The organism is Maribacter flavus, assembly GCF_008386635.1.
In the GTDB taxonomy this organism is placed as follows: domain Bacteria; phylum Bacteroidota; class Bacteroidia; order Flavobacteriales; family Flavobacteriaceae; genus Maribacter; species Maribacter flavus.
The window spans coordinates 474721-492444 of record NZ_VUOE01000001.1 but is presented as its reverse complement, the minus strand read 5'-3'; the positions used below and the strand labels follow the sequence as shown (position 1 = coordinate 492444).

Here is a 17724-nt window from a genome sequence, read left to right as displayed (position 1 = left end):
TTATTATTGATGAAGCGGTATTTAAAAAATATTGTTGAGTTAAATGATAATCCCAAGAGCAGATTCTTTGCCTACTTTATCCAGATTTTAATTTTAGTATCCATTATTTCTTTTTCTTTTGAGACGGTACCTGATTTGGAACCACAAACCCGTATTCTTCTCCGTGGCATTGAGGTTTTTTGTGTCACTGTCTTTACCCTGGAGTATTTGTTACGCATATACGTTGCCGATAAAAAGACCAAATTTATATTTAGTTTTTACGGTGTCATTGACTTTTTAGCAATTCTCCCTTTTTACCTTGCATTGGGCATCGATTTGCGATCTTTGAGGGCCTTGCGGTTTCTTCGCTTGTTCAGGATGCTCAAATTGATGCGCTACAATAGGGCGATTAAACACTTTACAAGGGCCATTGTCATGGCCAAGGAAGAGATTTTGCTATTTCTTTTTGTCACCCTTATTCTGATTTACTTTTCCGCTGTTGGTATCTACTATTTTGAGAACAAGGCCCAACCAGAGCATTTTTCATCGGTCTTTGATAGTCTTTGGTGGGCAATAATTACATTGACTACGGTTGGCTACGGCGATGTATATCCAATAACTGTGGGCGGTAGGATCTTTACCTTTTTTATTTTGATGATCGGTTTGGGTATTGTAGCAATTCCAACAGGAATAATTTCATCGGCGCTCACAAAAAGTGTGGACAGGAAAGAGGAGGACTGAATTTTTACTATCTTAAAGTAAAATATTCAGGATGAAATATATAACAACACTGCTGCTTGCTTTATTGCTGGTTTCCTGTGGAACGATAAAGGTGCACTACGATTATGAGCGGGAAACAGATTTCTCTGGCTACAACACCTATAATTATTTTACGGATATGCAGACCGGAATTCCGGAACTGGACGAAAAGCGTTTTTTTAAGGCCATGGATATTACACTCCAGACCAAGGGCCTCAAGTTTTCCGAAGAACCCGATATCCTTATCGATGTAAAAAGTATCATCTATGAAGCCCGATCTAGAAATACGGTAGGCGTTGGACTTGGTGGCGGTAACGCTGGTCTTGGTGGCGGTGTCTCCCTCGGGATTCCCGTGGGCGGTCCCAATCTTACCCGGGAGATTGAAATTAACTTTATAGATGCTCGTAAGGATGCCATGGTATGGCAAGCCATAGGTACGCAACCTTATAAGGAAGGTGCCCCACCGGCCGTAAAAGAGGAAAAGATGCAAGAATTGATTTCAAAAATATTTGACAAGTATCCCCCAAAAACAAAAAATTAAAGGCTTTCAAAAGACTTTTTTAAATACCCCGCTCTTCTTCGCCAAGCCCTAGTTTATAGGGTTTTTGAGCTATGGTAGCGGCATTATTAGGAGTTTAATTTATTGTTTATCAGTATATTACATTTTAGTTAGATAAAACTTCCGTTCGGTGACGACTTTCTACCGTTCGTCATAAACCTTTTAGTTTCTCCCCCAAGGACCTGTAGTTTTACGTCGTAGTATTAATCAATTAAAAAACAACATTATGAAAACTATTGACAAAACAAAAGCAACAGTATTGGTAATTGGGGTTCTTACCGTAATGGTATCCCTGATAGGAGCCTTGAAAGATTTAAACCTTATGAATTACTTTTTCCCATTGTATGCGGGATTGACCTTAGTGGGCGTATCCCTTTTGAACAAGGAAAACATAGTGGAAATTCCAAATAAGGAAGCCAACGTGTAAGGAAAGAAAAATAATAATGAACCGAATCCATTAATCGAAAAAACAAATAGCATGATTGCAATTGTAAAAATTATTATGGTATTGGTAATTCAAATCTTATTTTAGTTTCAGCCTATTTGGCTGAAACTATTTTTGTTCCCCCTTTAGTTACCTTTTAATACCCGTATGGCTTCCTTTATAAAAAAACACAGATGGGCTATTTCATTTTGGCTGGTCCAGTTCCTTTCCTGGGGCGGGTTGGTCTTTATTGCCTATGCCTTTACCCCGGATACTGATGGTTACAAAGCCACTAACATTTTTAAATACGGTCTTTTGTCCACCTTTTTGATAGGTGTCTTTTCCACAAGTATATTACGATATTATCTAAAAAGCATCATCAATTTTGATGCTTTTGGAACAGGACAGATTATAAAAATATTAGTCGGGATTTCGCTGGTGTCACTAATATATTTTGGGCTTTCCTACGGTACGGGCTACTATATGGGTAAATATGGGGAAGAAGAAGTTAAGGTGCCGGAAATGTATAAGGATTTTGGAACCGGTTTGTTGATCATCAATTCCTTTATCACCATTTTTGGTTGGACTATTTTTTATCTATCGGTAAAAATTGCGGCAAAATTGAATGCAAACAGGGTGGAGCGTGCTGAGCTCAATGCGACCTTGAGACAGGCACAGTTGAATACCTTAAAAGGACAGATAAACCCGCATTTTATGTTCAACAGCCTGAACAATATTCGCGGACTTATGTTGGAGGATGTAGAAAAATCAAGGGATATGCTCACCAAGCTTTCCGAGATGCTCCGGTACTCCCTTACCAAGAACAATGTCAATGCCATAAATTTAGCGGAAGAGCTGGAAATGGTGGAGAACTATATCGCACTTTCCAAAATCCAGTTCGAGGATCGTTTGGAATTCATAAAGGAAGTCCAGGAAAAGACTTTGGAGCAAAAGATACCTCCAATGATCATTCAATTGTTGGTGGAGAACGCGGCAAAACATGGGATTTCCAACCTTAAGTCCGGAGGCACCATAAAATTGCTAACCCGTATGGAGGAAGGGAATTTGATTATCAAAGTTGCGAATACCGGAACATTACAAATAGCCAAGGGTTCCACGCAGCTAGGTCTTCAAAACATCAAGCAACGAATACGTCTCCTCTATGGGGATCAGGCCAATTTCTCCATTGAGGAAATAAATGGCGAAGTTGTTGCCACCATAAAAATACCCTTGTCATGAGCCAAATTAAAGCAGTCATTGTAGAGGATTCAAGGCTTGCCCGAAACGAGTTGAAAGAACTCATTAAGGGCTATCCACAAATTGAGGTTATCGGCGAGGCCGAAAATGTAGATGATGGGTTCGCCCTCCTCAATAATGAGCTTCCCGATCTCCTTTTTTTGGATATCAATATGCCGGAAAAGGACGGATTCGAACTTCTTGAGATGCTGGATGATGTTCCAATTACCATCTTCACGACCGCTTTTGATGAATATGCCATAAAATCCTTCGAATACAACGCTTTGGACTATTTGTTAAAACCTATAAATGAAAAGCGTTTTGCCCAGGCCATAGAAAAGGTGGAGGAAAAACTCAGCAAAAATACTGAAGCTACCACAAAGGAAAACACGGAACGATTGACGGGTAACAGTCAAATTTTCATCAAGGACGGGGAAAAATGCTGGCTTATAAAGGTGGGCGATATTTCCCATTTTGAAATCGTGGGCAACTATACCCGGGTGTTTTTTCTGGATGAAAAACCCATGCTGTACAAGTCCTTGAACCAAGTAGAGGAAAAGCTTCCAGAGAAGTATTTTTTCAGGGCCAATCGGCAGCAGATTATCAATACCAATTTCATTACAAATGTGGTACCCTGGTTCAATGGAAAACTAAAACTGACCATGGCCAATGGAGAGGAAATTGAAGTTTCACGAAGACAATCTTACCTTTTCAAGGACAAAATGAGCCTTTAATTTCTACGGACCTTTACAACGTACGTGGCTATTTTGTCACCATTAAATACAATATGGGTGTCATATAACCCGGTCCGATTAAAGGTGTGATCCATTTGAATTTTTCCAGGCCCCAAAAAGGTGATCTTTGGCTGAACTTCCACATCCTTTCCGCCATTATTTAGGACAAGCCTAAATTTTTTGACATCCAAACCCTCAGGTATTTTGAGTTCAAACGAAGTGTTTACATCCCGTAAAACCTCCAAATGCATTTTTTTGGGTAGGTTTGGTGCAATGCAGAATCTAAACGACGCTTTGTAAATCACCGGTGCTTCCATAAAATCACTTAGGGTTGGCGGCTCTTCCAATAACGAGAATTCCGGTTCCAACGGGTAGTGGTTCTTTGCGAATAATTCAGGATTCGGTAGGAAGTAAACATCATCATAAACGGCTTCAAATCGAGGTCCATCGGCATCGAGCATTATTCTTCCAGCAGCCCATGTGGCATCGCACAAATACCATTGTCCGTCCAGCTGTACCGTATTCCAGGAATGGTTGGGCGGGTTGTTTTCACTTAAAAGCAAGGTGGGTGTCCGCCCATAACCGTTTACGATTTCGCTCTCAAATCCTGCCAAGTTGGCCATTTCCTTGATGAGGTAGGCATATCCCGTACAGGCGGTTCTTTTTTCGGTCACCAATTTCTCAAATACTTTAGGGGTAAAGCTTTGGTTCCATTCCAAAAAACCTGCCCTGTCCTTTTGTATTTTCTTCCTTTTTTTCCGGGTTTTCAGATAGGACTGGTAATCGTTCTCAATGTTGGTGCAGACCCATGTGAAAATAGCCCTGAATTTTTCTACATCCGTGGTTAGGTCCTTGGTCAGCTTGTAGGTCAAAACCGGTAGATTCCTCAGGCTATGTCCTTTATATGAAAAAGCGATGCTATCGGCCTTGGAAAAATCGGATTCATTTAAATTGACAAACTGTCCAAAACCGATAGCATGGAAAAAAATTAGGAATAGAAACACCAATCGCATTACTTAAAGAGTGCGATGAATTTTTGGAAAATGTTTCTCTTGGATTTGTAGGCGCCACCTACTACAACATCGCCCATGAGCTCAATATCAGTGGCATCGAAAACGATGGTAATATCAATGGTATCGTTTTGACTTGCGGCAACTTTATATTCTTTGGTGTCGTACCCAATATAGCTAAAGACCAAGACATCGTTGGCTTCCAGTTTTTGCGGAAACTCAAACTTTCCATCATAATCGGTGGTCGTGCCTATGGAAGTTCCTTTGAGTATTACATTAACGCCCGGCAAGGGTAAATCGGTTTCATCTAAAACGGTTCCCCGTACGGTGTAACTGTCGGCCACAACCTTTGCGTTGCCTACTCTTTGGGAAAGTACCATTTCCATTTTTGGAGTGGCTTGGGCAACTTCCTGGGATTGGACAGGAGCGGTCGCGCACAGTGCCAAAAGCGAAAAACTGGCAATGCCTAAATTTTTTGGAAAGATGTTCATGTTCATGATGCCAACGGATTCAAATTCATAGTTCTTGAGTTGGGAGGTCCTGAATCGGCCACAGGTGTTGCCATTGTCCTTTTTAAAATGCTGTACGACTTGCAAATCCGATAGTCCGGTAAAATCGATAACTTCCTTTTGACAGCTGTTGCAATAACCTCCTTGCTCGGTCTTTTTAAAATTAGCAAAATTTTCGGAACAAGGATTCTTGACAGAGATTTGTAATGACTTTTTCATGCTAAATACGTTTAAAGGTTTGTCCCTAAACTATATTCATTACAAAACATGTAAAACCACCCTTTAGGCAAACCTACTTTTGATCGAGGGAAATACCATAATCATTCTACATTAACCCGAATTCCTTCACTATGACTGGTAAATTCTGGGGCGTACATGCTTTGTATGGTGGTGATTCCATTACTGAAATTCCCCGAATTGTTGACCCTAAGGTCATATTCAAAAACATATACACCTTTGGGCATGAAGTCAAAGAAAAAGTTTGTACTGGCATCTTTGGTGCTTTCGTAATACCCCAAACCGTCTTGCCATTTGTATCGGGATAGTACATTTACTGGCTCAAAGCCGGCGGCCCGCATATCCTTTAGGTGGATGAACTCCATATCCCGGTCCGATTTCAGCTCGATCCGCACCCGAACCAGATCGCCCACATTCAGTTGGGTACCTTCCTTGATTTCGGTCAGGAGTTCCCCATTGTTCGTATTCTTTTTCAGGAAGAGCTTTTTCTTTACTTCCAAGGCCTTGCCGGCCTCTTTTCCCGCTGGGGTGATGTGGTCTAAATCCTCAAAATACTGCCAGTAAAGCGCGCCCCAAGCAATTCCTTCCCCTTTCTTCTGAATACGGACCGTTGCCATTTCAGGACTTATTTCCTGGGAATTCCAGGAGGTTTTAAAATACCCGGTACCGGATTCTATCTTGACGTTCTCTAGTTTTTTTGGGTCAATTTCTATGGAGCCTACTTTTACATCAACGGCATCGGTGATGGACAGCCAATCGCTCCCTTGTAATAAAAGTGCATAGACCGCATTGCTCGTGGCCTTTGTCGTCTCCCATTGATTGGTCTGTTTATTTTTCAATAGCCAGACTTTTAGCTCGTCAATAGTCTTGGTGTCGTTCCCAATTTCCGAAAAAGCTTCAATTAATAGTGAATGCGTTTCAATGGGTGCCTGATGCCAATACCAAGAAGGCTTATTTTCCTTCCAGTACATGCCCAATTCCTTGGATTGCACGCTGTTTTCCTCCAAGGCACGAAGGATTTTCTGGGCTAATGCTTCATCCCCTGACCGATACAATGTCAACGCGATCAAACCTTTGGAGTATAAATTTCTATCGGTCCAGTAGGTACGGGCCTGTCCCAAATAGTATTCCAAGATTTCCGATACTTTTTTGGAGGTTTTTATGTCCTTAAAAAAGCTGCGCATGTATAGGAAATGTAGTTGGTTGGGACTTAAATGGTCCTTAGAAAGATCTTTAGAATACTTTTTCATACGCTCGTATTCGGTAACAAATTCGTCATCCAAATAGGAAATAGCGGATTCCAACATGGAGCTTGCATTTGAATTTGAGTTTGGGCTTGAACCGGTGAGTTTCTCCAAATGCCCAAAACCAATGGCGATATGTTGGGTAATGAACCTATTTTCCCTACCACCATTAAACCAAGGCCATCCACCCGAAGGCAATTGGGCTTCTTCCAATTTTCGTAAGGCCATTTCCTGTTCGTTTTTCATTTTGTTCAGGTTGAACAAAAGTCCGATACGTTTCTTCTGCTCGGTTTCCGACTGCGCATCCCGCAACCACGGTGTTTCCTGGATCAAAAGCGACTTGAGTTCCTGATTTTTCTCCAAGTTGCTCAAAAGGGCATCGGAGTTGGCCCATTGGTCGAACACTTCCTTGATTCGTGGATTGGAATTCGCGATATGGCTCGCCAAGGTATTCGCATAGTATTTAGAAAAGGTCTGTTCATTGCAGTCATACGGATATTCCATGAGGTAGGGCAGCGCTTGTACGGCATACCAAGCCGGGTTGGAAGTTATTTCCAAGGTCAATTTCTGGTGGTCAAGGGTTTTCGAGGAAACATTTTTCAGCTTATCCAAAACAAAGGTCTTGTCCTCATTACTTCGCACCCACATGGGTAGGGTTTCCGTAACCAACATGCGATTGGTAAGCACAGGTAAGGCACCTTGCTCGCCATCACTATAAGTACCCGACTTTGCAACGATTTTGTATTGTACCCCTTGAATGCCTTTGGGTATGGTCAAGGTCCAGGAAATCTGCGTGTTTCCCTTGGCCCCCACACTAAAGGGCTTTTGGTTTTCCATATTTCCAAGTGCCGCATCTATGGATTTTCCCGTGAGTACATCGGTGAGTTCCAATTGCCCCATCCCTTCCAACGTATTCTCGGACAGGTTGGCAATTTTAGTACTTATGGTAACGGTATCGCCCTCTCGTAGAAATCGTGGGGGATTAGGGAGTACCATCAAGTCCTTTTGGGTGACGGTGGATAGGGTTTTGGTCGCCGATTTCAAATCCTTTGTATACGCCAATAATTGAAGGTTCCAGAGCGTCAAGGCTTCGGGTGTGGTAAAATTGAAGGAAACATTCCCCTCGGTATCCGTGGTCAATTGCGGAAAGAAAAAGGCCGTTTCTTGAAGGTTTTTGCGGATTATTACCTCGCTAAAATCAGTGTCAGCGTTGTTTACCTCCCTGGGTTTTGAGGTTTCAGGGTTGTTTTGGGAAAATGCTACACTTTCTTCTAGAGCCTCTCCTTCAAAACTCGTATCGGCATCCAAAGCATCGCTCATCGCCATGGGAGCTTCCATTTTACTTTTCCTGATTACCCCCGAGGCATAACCTCTAATTCTTATATTATTATTCCAAAAATTCAATCCAAACCACTCCAGTTGGTCGAATTGTAAGTCGGGATATATCTTATATAACCTATTTGTATTGAAATAATCCCTAAAATTTTCGGTGCCAAAGCTTAAATAGGCATTTACATATGACCGTGAGTAGTATGTGGGTCTATACAACGGATTAAAGTACCAATCATGGGACACGAACTGATCCAAGGAGGCGTCGTACATGCTGGCCAACAATTCCGCCGTAACCTTTTCGCCCTTGGGGCCTTTTATTTTAAAGCTCCAGGTTTCATCTGTTCCAGGTTCCATTTTATCCCGAAAGGTTCCAATCTCAATTTCTAGCTCGTCGTCCGGGTAGGGCACAGATACCTGAACGGTTCCCGAATGGAAGGAATTGTAGGCCGTAAAACTGTAACCAACGGCGAAACCTCCCAAATCCTCTTTAGTTACGGGAACACTGATAGATTCACAATTTTTTTTCACGGTTAGGATATCGGTCTTGATGCACTCACCGTCCTTTTCCACCCAATAGGTGATGTTCAAATCCCTTGCATTGCTAAAAAAGGTGATTTCTGCCGCGTCGCCGGTTTGATAGCTCTGCTTATCGGTTTCTACATGGAATAGTTGATTGTCAGGTAGGGATTTTTCCTTGGGATCTATCAGTTTTGTAGTCGTTTTGGCGGTGACTTCCTGACCAAAGACATCGGTACTTTCCACTTCAATGAGGTAACTTCCGGTTTCCCATTTTTTAAGATTTGGTAGTCCGATGGATTCACTTTTTCCGGTATCAAATTCGGTTTCAAAGACCAACGTGCCTTTCTCCCAAGATTCGACCGAATGTTCCTGCCTATAGGCTTCATGGGGAAAAAGTTTCTTAAAATCGGATTTATTCCAATACTGATAATCCGGTGCTTCCCATGGCCTGGGCCTGAGTACATGTTCGGGAGCTTGCAATTTGTACATTTTCAGTATTCCCTTGGCGGATACTTTTTGTCCGTTGAGGTTTTGGGTAGTAACGGTGATCGTATTTTCTGTGTTTGCCTTGTTAAGGGGCTCGTTCAAAAGAATAATGGCCGTCATGGCGTGATAGCCTAGGTTGACCGTGGTGCTAGCCGTTCTCGTTTCGCCGTTGACATCGGTTACATCGGCAGTGATTACATAAGAAAATACGGGAAGATTTTCTTTGGATGCCTTGAGATCTGGTAGGGTCTTAAAATCGATACTGAAATTTCCTGCGTTATCCGTTTGTAGCTCCCCATGGGCTATTTCCTGACTTTCTCTCCAATAGCCGGGTCCCCTTCGCCACGAAAACCAAATGGGGTAATTGACGCTTCGCGTTACCCGATAACTAATCTTGGCATCTGTGATGTTGCTACCGGCAAAGGATTTGGCATTGCCCTTTACGGTGGCGGAGTCGTTTACTTTGAATACCTCGGTGACGGGTTCGAAGCCGACCTCAAATTTGGGTCTTTTGTATTCTTCGACCGAAATATAACTGTACTCCTGTACCAGGCCGGTGGGTCCGGTTACCGATAGGTAATACTGACCTGTCAGCCCCGTATTTGGTATGGTGAAACTGCCTTGAAAGGAGCCAAATTCATTCGTCTGCACTTCCAATTCAGTTGCCTTTTGGCCATTGGCGTCGAATAGTTCAACCCTTACCTTTTGCTCGGTTACCAGGGTAGATTTATTTTCATTTTGCTTGATCAGCACCCCTTTGAAATAGAGCGGTTGGCCCGGTCTATAAATGCTTCGATCCTTGAATAAAAAGCTTTTAAGGACAACATCCGGCCCATTGTTTTGCCTATTTTTTTGACGGATGTAGGTATTGCCGAAATTCGCCAGGTCGTCCTTGTAAACCACTTTTATTTGCTCAACGGACAAACTTTTTCCGCCCAACGCGATACGAACAAATCCGTTTTTATCGGCAATATAACTTTTGCTATTGGATAAAATCAGGTTACCGCGGTGGTGTAGGGTCACTTTGGCTCCGGGTTTGGGGGCCCCGTTGTTTCGATCCACCACCTGAAAAAGATGTTGGTTTTCACTCGTTGTTTGTAGCAGTGCCAAATTGGTAACCTGAACCTCGCTGTAGGCAAAACTGTCAAGGTCATTCTCTTTAGAAAGGGCTAAAATCAAATACTGGCCATTTGGAAGTCCCGGCATGGGAATTTCGATGCTGTGAAGTTGATAATCGCCCTCATCTATCAAGTTGACGGACCATTCCTTGGACGGTTTTAGTTTTTGAATGAATTCCAGTTTTTCGGATTCAGGATACAGGTTGTTCAGGTCTTCCCACTGTTTGTTCGAAATTGGGTAGGCTCGCAAATCCAAGGACGCTCTATTTTTGTAATTGATCAAAAGCTTGGCGGGCTTCGCAATGGGAATGTATTTCTCAGTTTGCAGCTGCAGGGATGGTGCCAGGATCTGTGATTTGAGATATTCACATAGTTGGGCGCCTCTTGTATCTGGATATCGGCTTATGACCTGATCACAAAGGTCAATGGCCTCTTTTAACTTCCATCGGTGTTGGGGTTCATCCGGGGTAAACGTATCGCCTTGGTTTTTGTACAATTTGGCCAATTCGTAGGTGTATAGTCCCGATGTTTCATGATGCCGAATATTTTCGGCACTTTCTAGGAGTACTTTCTCCAAAACGTCATCCTTATCGGAGAAAACTGCATTCGCATGTATAAAGTTTAACCGTTCGATATCTACCAAGGTCAGGGCTTCCAACTTGACATCCGAAAAGTGAAAGGAAACCAATTTCTGATATAGTTTAAGGGCCTTTGACTGCAAGGAAGTGTCATCCTGATTGGGGATATCCAGTTGTGTGAAAGAATAGGCATCACACAGGTATTCTGGAGCATCGATTTCAAATGTATCGGCAGGTCTGTTTATACTGTTTTCATCGGATTTGTAAAAATTCAGCGCGTCATGGGCCAGAAGGTCGTACAATGTCGGTCTATACATTTCAGAACCTTCCTCGGTCTCGATCAATTCCTTAAATTCTTGGAGGTCGGTTTTTTGGAGCGCTTTTGAATCCGACAAAGCGTTTTGAAAGTGTATATCGATTTCCTTGAACAAGGTGTTTAGGTCCCACGTCCTAAAATCGACCGAATCGACCTTGGTTTCGGTGGCCGTTCTATTGTAGAATTGATAGCGGTTTTGCTGAAAATACTGCCAGTAGAGATTGGCGAGATAGCTTTCCAAGATGTTTTTTGTGGGAAAGGACGCCTTTTTAATTTCGGTTTTAAACTTGTTTATAACGGAAAGCTGGGCATCTTCTTCCAGAATCAGTAGGTACTTGGAAGTGAACAACAAGGCCTTTATTCGTTGGACTTCGTTTCCATCACCCTCCGCTTTTTGATAGATTTTTTGGACCAAATCATAGGCACTACGGGTAAGTTGGTCTTTTTCCATCTTCAGCACCTGGTTCCAAAGTTCATTATAGGACATGTTGGCTTCTTGACCGTTCATTAGTTGTGAGAACATAAGTATACTTAGGATTATAGAAATCTTTTTCATGCGTTTAGGATTGGATCAAAGACTTGATTTTTAAACATTTCCTTTTGTATAGGTATATAACTTGCCAAAACAAATCCCTCGATGAGGGTTTCATCATGCTAAATTTACACAACAAAAGTGTGCCAAACCGATTGAGCTATCAATGAAAAATGAGCGAACAGGTCTTTTGGGTTAGTCTGTGATCGATGTGTCCTCTTTAATCGATACTATTATAGCGATTTTAGCAGTCCGCCATCAATGGGGATGTTCGTTCCGGTAATGAATGCGGCTTTGTCCGACGCTAGAAATGTAGCCAAATAGCCGTATTCCTTTGGGTCGCCAATACGCTGTAGGGGAACTTTCTGATCCATTTCGCTGCGCACCTGACTTTCTGGAACGCCCATTTGTTCCGCTTTTTTGGCGTTGAGTTGGGCGATACGGTCCGTATCAAAGTACCCCGTAAGTACATTGTTAACGGTAATTTGGTATTTGCCCACATCCGTGGCCAGGGACTTGGCCCAAGTGACCACCGCCGCGCGGATGGAGTTGGACAATGCCAAATAGGACAACGGTTCCTTCACTGAAACCGACGCCACATTGATGATCCGTCCCCAATTTTTTTCCACCATCCCTTTCAGGGCCAATTCGGTGGTGAGAACGACGGTTTTAAAGAGCAGGTCAAAGGCTTCCTGGTAATCCGGAACCCTCTTTTCCAAGGCACCACCCGCAGGAGGTCCTTGGGTATTGTTTACAAGGATGTCCACGGAATTCGTACTAAAATAATCTGCAATGATTTTTTGGAACGATTGAAAATCGGAGAAATCCACTGTCAAATATTGATGTACCTGACCATGGTCGGTGGGTAATTGTGAAACGATATTTTTCAGTTTCTCCTCGCTTCGGGACATCAGGGTTACACTGGCCCCACTTTCCGCGAGTTGTAAGGCGATGGCCTTGCCTATTCCGCCGCTACTTCCGCCAACCAAGGCCTTTTTTCTTATGAGAGATATGTTCATTATGAGTTAAGAGTTATAAGTTAAAAGTCTATAGCTATAAGGAAAATCAATTTGAACATCACGTCCTACTTTCTATATCAGTAAATTATATCATTTTTGAACTTGATATTTGAATTTGAACTTGAATTTAGTTCCCCCTTTGGGGGCAAGGGGGCCTATCGATATTCCTCCCTAACCGGACAAAAAACGTCCATAAGCTTACAGGGAGTCAGGGCCTTTCCGCTGTGTTTTTTATGTGGTGCTATGATTACGATGTCACCCGGTTTGTAAACCTTGGTTGTCCCATCCAAGGTAAACTCAAATGTGCCTTCCAGCACGTGCATGACCTGCTCGTGCATATGCGAATGTTCCGGGACTTCGGCGTTTTTATCGACCGTCCAATAGGCGATGCTCATAGTTTCCGCGTGTACCATTTTCCCGTGATATCCGGGCATGATTTCTTTTGACGCGATGGTTTCCAGGTTTAGACTCATAATAGATTTGTTATTTAAAAAGTGCTATCAATGAAAAAATCAAACTTATAATAGATAAAATTAAAGGGAGCCATTTTGTCTTAATTTGAAATTCAGATATTTTTAGATTTAATTCAGATTGTTTATTGTCTCTTTTTTCAATTTTATCTTTATAATTTAAATATTCTCTCCAACCTCCGTGTTTTAATACATTTAATCCGGTCGGTGTTATCTGTAAAAGAGTTTCATTTGTAAAAGGTTGCCTTATTAAATTTTGACTTAATGCATAATTTATAATACCCATTTTAAGTTGAAAGCTATCAAGACCGTCCGGGTCATTTTCAAAATTATATTTGCTTTCATTTTCAAAAAAATACCCATTGCTTTTAGATATTTCTTCCAAAAGAATATCCAAATCACTATAAAATTTTTCTGTCATTTTTTGCATTGATTTTAACCAATATAAAGTTTTTTTTTAAAAAATTCCTTTGTTTTTCTATGGTTATCTTTACCCCATAATTTAGGATCATGCGAATACATTTTATTGCCATAGGTGGCAGTGCCATGCACAACCTGGCCTTGGCCTTGGCACACAAAGGTTACCAGATTACCGGAAGCGACGACGTTATTTTTGAACCGTCAAAATCCAGATTGGAGGCCCAGGGGCTTTTACCGGAACACTTTGGATGGTTTCCTGAAAAAATCCAGAAGGATTTGGACGCTGTGGTATTGGGAATGCATGCCAAGGCCGATAATCCGGAATTGCTAAAGGCCCAAGAACTCGGCCTTACCATTTATTCCTATCCCGAATTTCTATACGAACAATCCAAAAACAAAACCAGGGTTGTTATAGGCGGTAGCCACGGCAAAACGACCATTACGTCCATGATCTTGCATGTGCTCAACTATCATCAGATTTCTGTAGACTATATGGTAGGAGCCCAATTGGAAGGTTTTGACAGAATGGTGCATTTGACAGAGGAGAACGATTTTATCGTTTTGGAAGGGGACGAATATTTATCCTCGCCCATAGATAGGAGGCCAAAATTCCATTTATATCGACCGAATATTGCCCTATTGAGCGGAATCGCCTGGGATCACATCAATGTGTTTCCAACTTTTGAAAATTATGTTGAACAGTTTCGCATTTTTGTGGATAGCATCGTTGAAGGTGGCAGTATCACCTTCAATGAAGAGGACTCGGTCGTAAAGGAAGTTGTGGAAGCTTCGGAAAACCAAATAAGAAAACTCCCGTATAGCACACCCGATTATGAGGTGATGAATGGGGAAACTTTGTTGTCAACGCCTGAAGGGCCTATGCCCATTGCGGTATTTGGCAAGCACAACCTGAGCAATTTGGCGGGAGCCAAATGGATCTGTCAGAATATGGGTGTGGACGAGGCCGATTTTTATGAAGCGATAGGGTCTTTCAAAGGTGCTTCCAAACGATTGGAGAAAATAGCCGAGGGCAAGAATTGCATTGCTTTCAAGGATTTTGCCCACGCGCCCAGTAAGGTCATGGCTACTACCACGGCCGTGAAGGAACAATATCCAGATCGAAAGCTGGTGGCCTGTTTGGAACTGCATACGTACAGTAGCTTTAACCCCGAGTTTTTGAAGGAATACAAAGGAGCCATGGATGCAGCGGACGAGGCCGTCATTTTCTTTTTGCCGGAATCCGTGGCCATTAAAAAGTTGAAGGAAGTAACCCCGGAACAGATTATGGAGGCCTTTGCTCGCAGGGACTTGAAGGTGTTTACGGATGCGGAATCTTTTCATGCGTTCATCCAACATATGGATTATTCCAATACGACACTTTTATTAATGAGTTCAGGTAATTACGGCGGATTGGATTTGGGCAAGATGACCCAATCAATAGAAAATGTTTAGGTGCGCATTTCTTTCCGGGAAGAATCATTTTCAATAGTAAAGAGCATCTTTATAAATCTGTCATTACGATATTGCCAACCTGAAAAAATTAGTTCAGTATATTTGGAATATGGAAGCTAAGCCCGTTTCTTTTTCAATCAAAAATTGGTCCGACGACGATAAACCTAGGGAGAAACTACTCCATAAAGGACGTTCCGCCCTTTCCGATGCGGAACTAATCGCCATCTTGATAGGGTCCGGAAACAGAGAGGAAAGCGCCGTGGAACTTTCCAAACGGATATTGGCTTCCGTGGATAACAACCTGAACGAATTGGGAAAGCTCTCCATCCAGCAATTGATGAAATTCAAGGGTATTGGTGAGGCCAAGGCCATTAGCATTTCAGCAGCTTTGGAAGTGGGCAGGCGGAGACGAGGGGAGGGTTTCCTAAAAATCGAGAAAATAGGCAGTAGTCAGGATGCCTTTGAAGTCCTGCAGCCCATCATGGGTGAACTGCAGCACGAGGAATTCTGGATTTTGTACTTGAACAATTCCAACAAGATATTGCACAAGGCCCAGTTGAGCAAGGGCGGGATTACAGGAACTTTGGTAGACGTTCGTTTGCTTATGAGACAGTCGTTAGAATTAGGGGCCGTGGCCCTGATTTTGGCGCACAACCATCCTTCGGGAACCTTAAAACCGAGTCAGGCCGATAAAGAAATCACCCAAAAGATCAAGAATGCATCGGAGTCTTTGGACATTCGTGTTCTGGACCACCTGATCATCACACAAAAGGAATATTTTAGTTTTGCCGATAATCAATTGTTGTAAATGTTATTGATCTACACCCATAAAATCACACCTCGCCTAACGTATACCATGAAGCAGGTTTTTACCAAGATTTTGGGTATAGAAATTGGCTTTACCACCAAGGTTGAGGATTTCATCAAGCACAAAAATGAGAAGATAACCTACACCAAACAACCATTACAGAACGAATTCTTCGTGCGCAGTCACGATCTATTGTTCGAACAAGGTATTAACGATGTGGATATCAATGTAATGAGTTGGGACAATGTTCCCTGTTTTTTCTTTGCGGGGGAACGCAGTAATCTGCCTTTTGACATTTTTGCGGCTTCATTTTATCTGATCAGTCGGTATGAGGAGTATTTACCTCACGTTAAGGATGCCCACGGGCGTTTTCCGTCCAAGGGAAGTCTGGCCTATGAGCACAAGTTCTTGGAACGCCCGGTAGTGGATATTTGGGCGATGAAACTCTTCGTGATACTAAAGGAACGGTTTCCAGGTTTGGTCCAGGGGCCTAGAAAATATAAATTCTTGTCCTTGATAGACGTAACCACTTCCCACTGTTATGCGAATAGGGGAATCATACGGGGGGCTGCCGGATTTTTACTGGATTTGGGAACGTTCAGGATAAAAAGGCTGATAGAAAGAATTGCGGTGGGACTGAACATTAAAAAAGATCCGTATGACAATTTCACCACCTTAATAGAGTGGCACAAAAAGTTAAAAATCAATAGTATTTTCTTTTTTCAGTTTGCCAACTACTCCAAATACGATAAAAACGTATCCACAAATAGCATCAATTTTAAGTCGTTGATTAAGTATATTGGCGATTATTCCACGGTGGCCCTAGCAGCCTCCTATAGTTCTTTTAACGATGTGGAACTTTTGAAAAACGAAAAACATAATCTCGAGGACGTGGTCAACAGACCGGTAAATTATTCCAGGATGCGGTACAACCGGGTGGACGTTCCGGAAACCTATAGAAATTTGATTGCCGCGGAATTCACGGATGATTTTACCATGGGCTATAGCTATCAAATAGGGTTTAGGGCGGGCACCTGTACGCCCTTTCAGTTTTATGATATTCCTTTGGAAGTACAGCAACCCATAAAGGTCTTTCCTTTTGTACTGCATGATTATGCCCTGAGGGAAATCCATAAGAAAAAGGAATTGGAACGCAGAATGGACGCCATTTACAATGAAATAAAATTGGTGAAGGGTACTTTTATATCTGTATTCTCGAACGAATTGTTAGGTTCTGACCATACCTTCGATTGGAAGGAAGTGTACCATCAGTTAATAACCAAGTACCATGTTTAAAAATCTGGTTACGGACGTATTTTTTGATTTGGACCATACCCTTTGGGATTTTGAGCGGAATTCGTCCCTAACCTTTGAAAGAATATTGGCCGAACACGGTATCCAAATCCCACTTGAGGATTTTTTAAGGGTGTACGTTCCCACAAATTTGGCTTTCTGGAAATTGTATCGGGAGGAGAAAATAACCAAGGAAGCCCTTAGATATCAACGCTTAAAAACGGTGTTCGACCAACTAGGACACCCCGTTTCCGATGAGGTGATACATAGTTTGTCCAGCGAGTACATCAATCATTTATCCTCATATACCCATTTATTTCCAGATACCGTTGCTGTGCTCAACTACCTAAGGCCTAGGTATCGGCTCCATATCATTACCAATGGATTTCAGGAAATTCAGGAAAAAAAGTTGAAGAATTCCGGTATACACCATTTTTTTGAACATATCGTGGATTCCGAAATGGCGGGGGTGAAGAAACCCAACCCCATCATTTTTGAACTTGCCTTGGATAGGGCAAAAGTCCATCCGCAGAAATCCTTGATGATAGGGGATAGTTTGGAAGCGGATATTCTTGGAGCTAAATCCGTTGGTCTGCATACCTTACATTTCAATGCCCATGGAGATCCCGTTCATGACCATGCCCCCATTATCACGCAGCTTCGGGAAATAAAATCCTATTTATAGAGTTA

General features: G+C 42.3%; 15 protein-coding genes. 9 read left to right on the top strand and 6 right to left on the bottom strand.

Translation table 11 applies throughout. From position 1 onward, the window contains the following. Positions 1-9: 9 nt before the first annotated feature. The 5 genes from F0361_RS02300 (at position 10) to F0361_RS02280 (ending at position 3691) form a co-directional block, all read left to right on the top strand. The gene (locus F0361_RS02300; RefSeq protein ID WP_138259083.1) at positions 10-720 is read left to right on the top strand and encodes an ion transporter; all 711 of its coding nucleotides are present in this window, start codon (positions 10-12) and stop codon (positions 718-720) included. A 31-nt stretch (positions 721-751) separates the two neighbouring features. Next, on the top strand, positions 752-1279 hold the full coding sequence (locus tag F0361_RS02295; protein ID WP_154917048.1) for a DUF4136 domain-containing protein: 528 nt from the start codon (positions 752-754) through the stop codon (positions 1277-1279). A 244-nt stretch (positions 1280-1523) separates the two neighbouring features. Further along, on the top strand, positions 1524-1724 hold the full coding sequence (locus F0361_RS02290; RefSeq protein ID WP_138259085.1) for a hypothetical protein: 201 nt from the start codon (positions 1524-1526) through the stop codon (positions 1722-1724). 165 nt (positions 1725-1889) lie between these two features. Beyond that, complete coding sequence (locus F0361_RS02285; RefSeq protein WP_154917047.1) at positions 1890-2960, top strand: sensor histidine kinase; 1071 nt, start codon at positions 1890-1892, stop codon at positions 2958-2960. Next, positions 2957-3691: a LytR/AlgR family response regulator transcription factor gene (locus tag F0361_RS02280; RefSeq protein WP_154917046.1), complete on the top strand. Its 735-nt coding sequence runs from the start codon at positions 2957-2959 to the stop codon at positions 3689-3691. The genes F0361_RS02285 and F0361_RS02280 overlap by 4 nt, the downstream gene beginning before the upstream one ends. Here F0361_RS02280 and F0361_RS02275 read toward each other — a convergent pair. The 6 genes from F0361_RS02275 to F0361_RS02250 all read right to left on the bottom strand — a co-directional run bounded on the left by F0361_RS02275 (position 3688) and on the right by F0361_RS02250 (position 13482). Next, positions 3688-4695: a transglutaminase domain-containing protein gene (locus tag F0361_RS02275; RefSeq protein WP_161598192.1), complete on the bottom strand. Its 1008-nt coding sequence runs from the start codon at positions 4693-4695 to the stop codon at positions 3688-3690. The genes F0361_RS02280 and F0361_RS02275 overlap by 4 nt on opposite strands. 8 nt (positions 4696-4703) lie before the next feature. Continuing rightward, positions 4704-5429 carry a carboxypeptidase-like regulatory domain-containing protein gene (locus F0361_RS02270; RefSeq protein WP_154917044.1) on the bottom strand — a complete coding sequence of 242 codons (726 nt, stop codon included), beginning with the start codon at positions 5427-5429 and terminating at the stop codon, positions 4704-4706. Between the two features lie 101 nt (positions 5430-5530). Then, positions 5531-11596: an alpha-2-macroglobulin family protein gene (locus F0361_RS02265; RefSeq protein WP_154917043.1), complete on the bottom strand. Its 6066-nt coding sequence runs from the start codon at positions 11594-11596 to the stop codon at positions 5531-5533. 209 nt (positions 11597-11805) lie between these two features. Further along, complete coding sequence (locus F0361_RS02260) at positions 11806-12591, bottom strand: SDR family oxidoreductase (RefSeq protein ID WP_154917042.1); 786 nt, start codon at positions 12589-12591, stop codon at positions 11806-11808. A 155-nt stretch (positions 12592-12746) separates the two neighbouring features. Beyond that, on the bottom strand, positions 12747-13064 hold the full coding sequence (locus F0361_RS02255) for a cupin domain-containing protein (RefSeq protein WP_154917041.1): 318 nt from the start codon (positions 13062-13064) through the stop codon (positions 12747-12749). Positions 13065-13074: 10 nt separating this feature from the next. Further along, a complete protein-coding gene (locus tag F0361_RS02250; protein WP_154917040.1) occupies positions 13075-13482 on the bottom strand; it encodes a hypothetical protein in 408 nt (135 codons plus the stop codon). Between the two features lie 89 nt (positions 13483-13571). Here F0361_RS02250 and F0361_RS02245 point away from each other — a divergent pair, with 89 nt between their 5' ends. From F0361_RS02245 to F0361_RS02230, 4 genes are all read left to right on the top strand, one after another. Beyond that, a complete protein-coding gene (locus tag F0361_RS02245; protein ID WP_154917039.1) occupies positions 13572-14933 on the top strand; it encodes a UDP-N-acetylmuramate--L-alanine ligase in 1362 nt (453 codons plus the stop codon). A 109-nt stretch (positions 14934-15042) separates the two neighbouring features. Further along, positions 15043-15741: a RadC family protein gene (gene radC / locus F0361_RS02240; RefSeq protein ID WP_154917038.1), complete on the top strand. Its 699-nt coding sequence runs from the start codon at positions 15043-15045 to the stop codon at positions 15739-15741. A gap of 48 nt (positions 15742-15789) precedes the next feature. Continuing rightward, positions 15790-17037 (top strand): polysaccharide deacetylase family protein, encoded by a 1248-nt coding sequence (locus F0361_RS02235; protein ID WP_246160793.1) that lies wholly within the window; start codon positions 15790-15792, stop codon positions 17035-17037. After that, positions 17030-17719, top strand: a complete 690-nt coding sequence (locus F0361_RS02230; RefSeq protein ID WP_154917036.1) for a YjjG family noncanonical pyrimidine nucleotidase — start codon at positions 17030-17032, stop codon at positions 17717-17719. Before F0361_RS02235 ends, F0361_RS02230 begins: the two co-directional genes overlap by 8 nt. Positions 17720-17724: the final 5 nt, after the last annotated feature.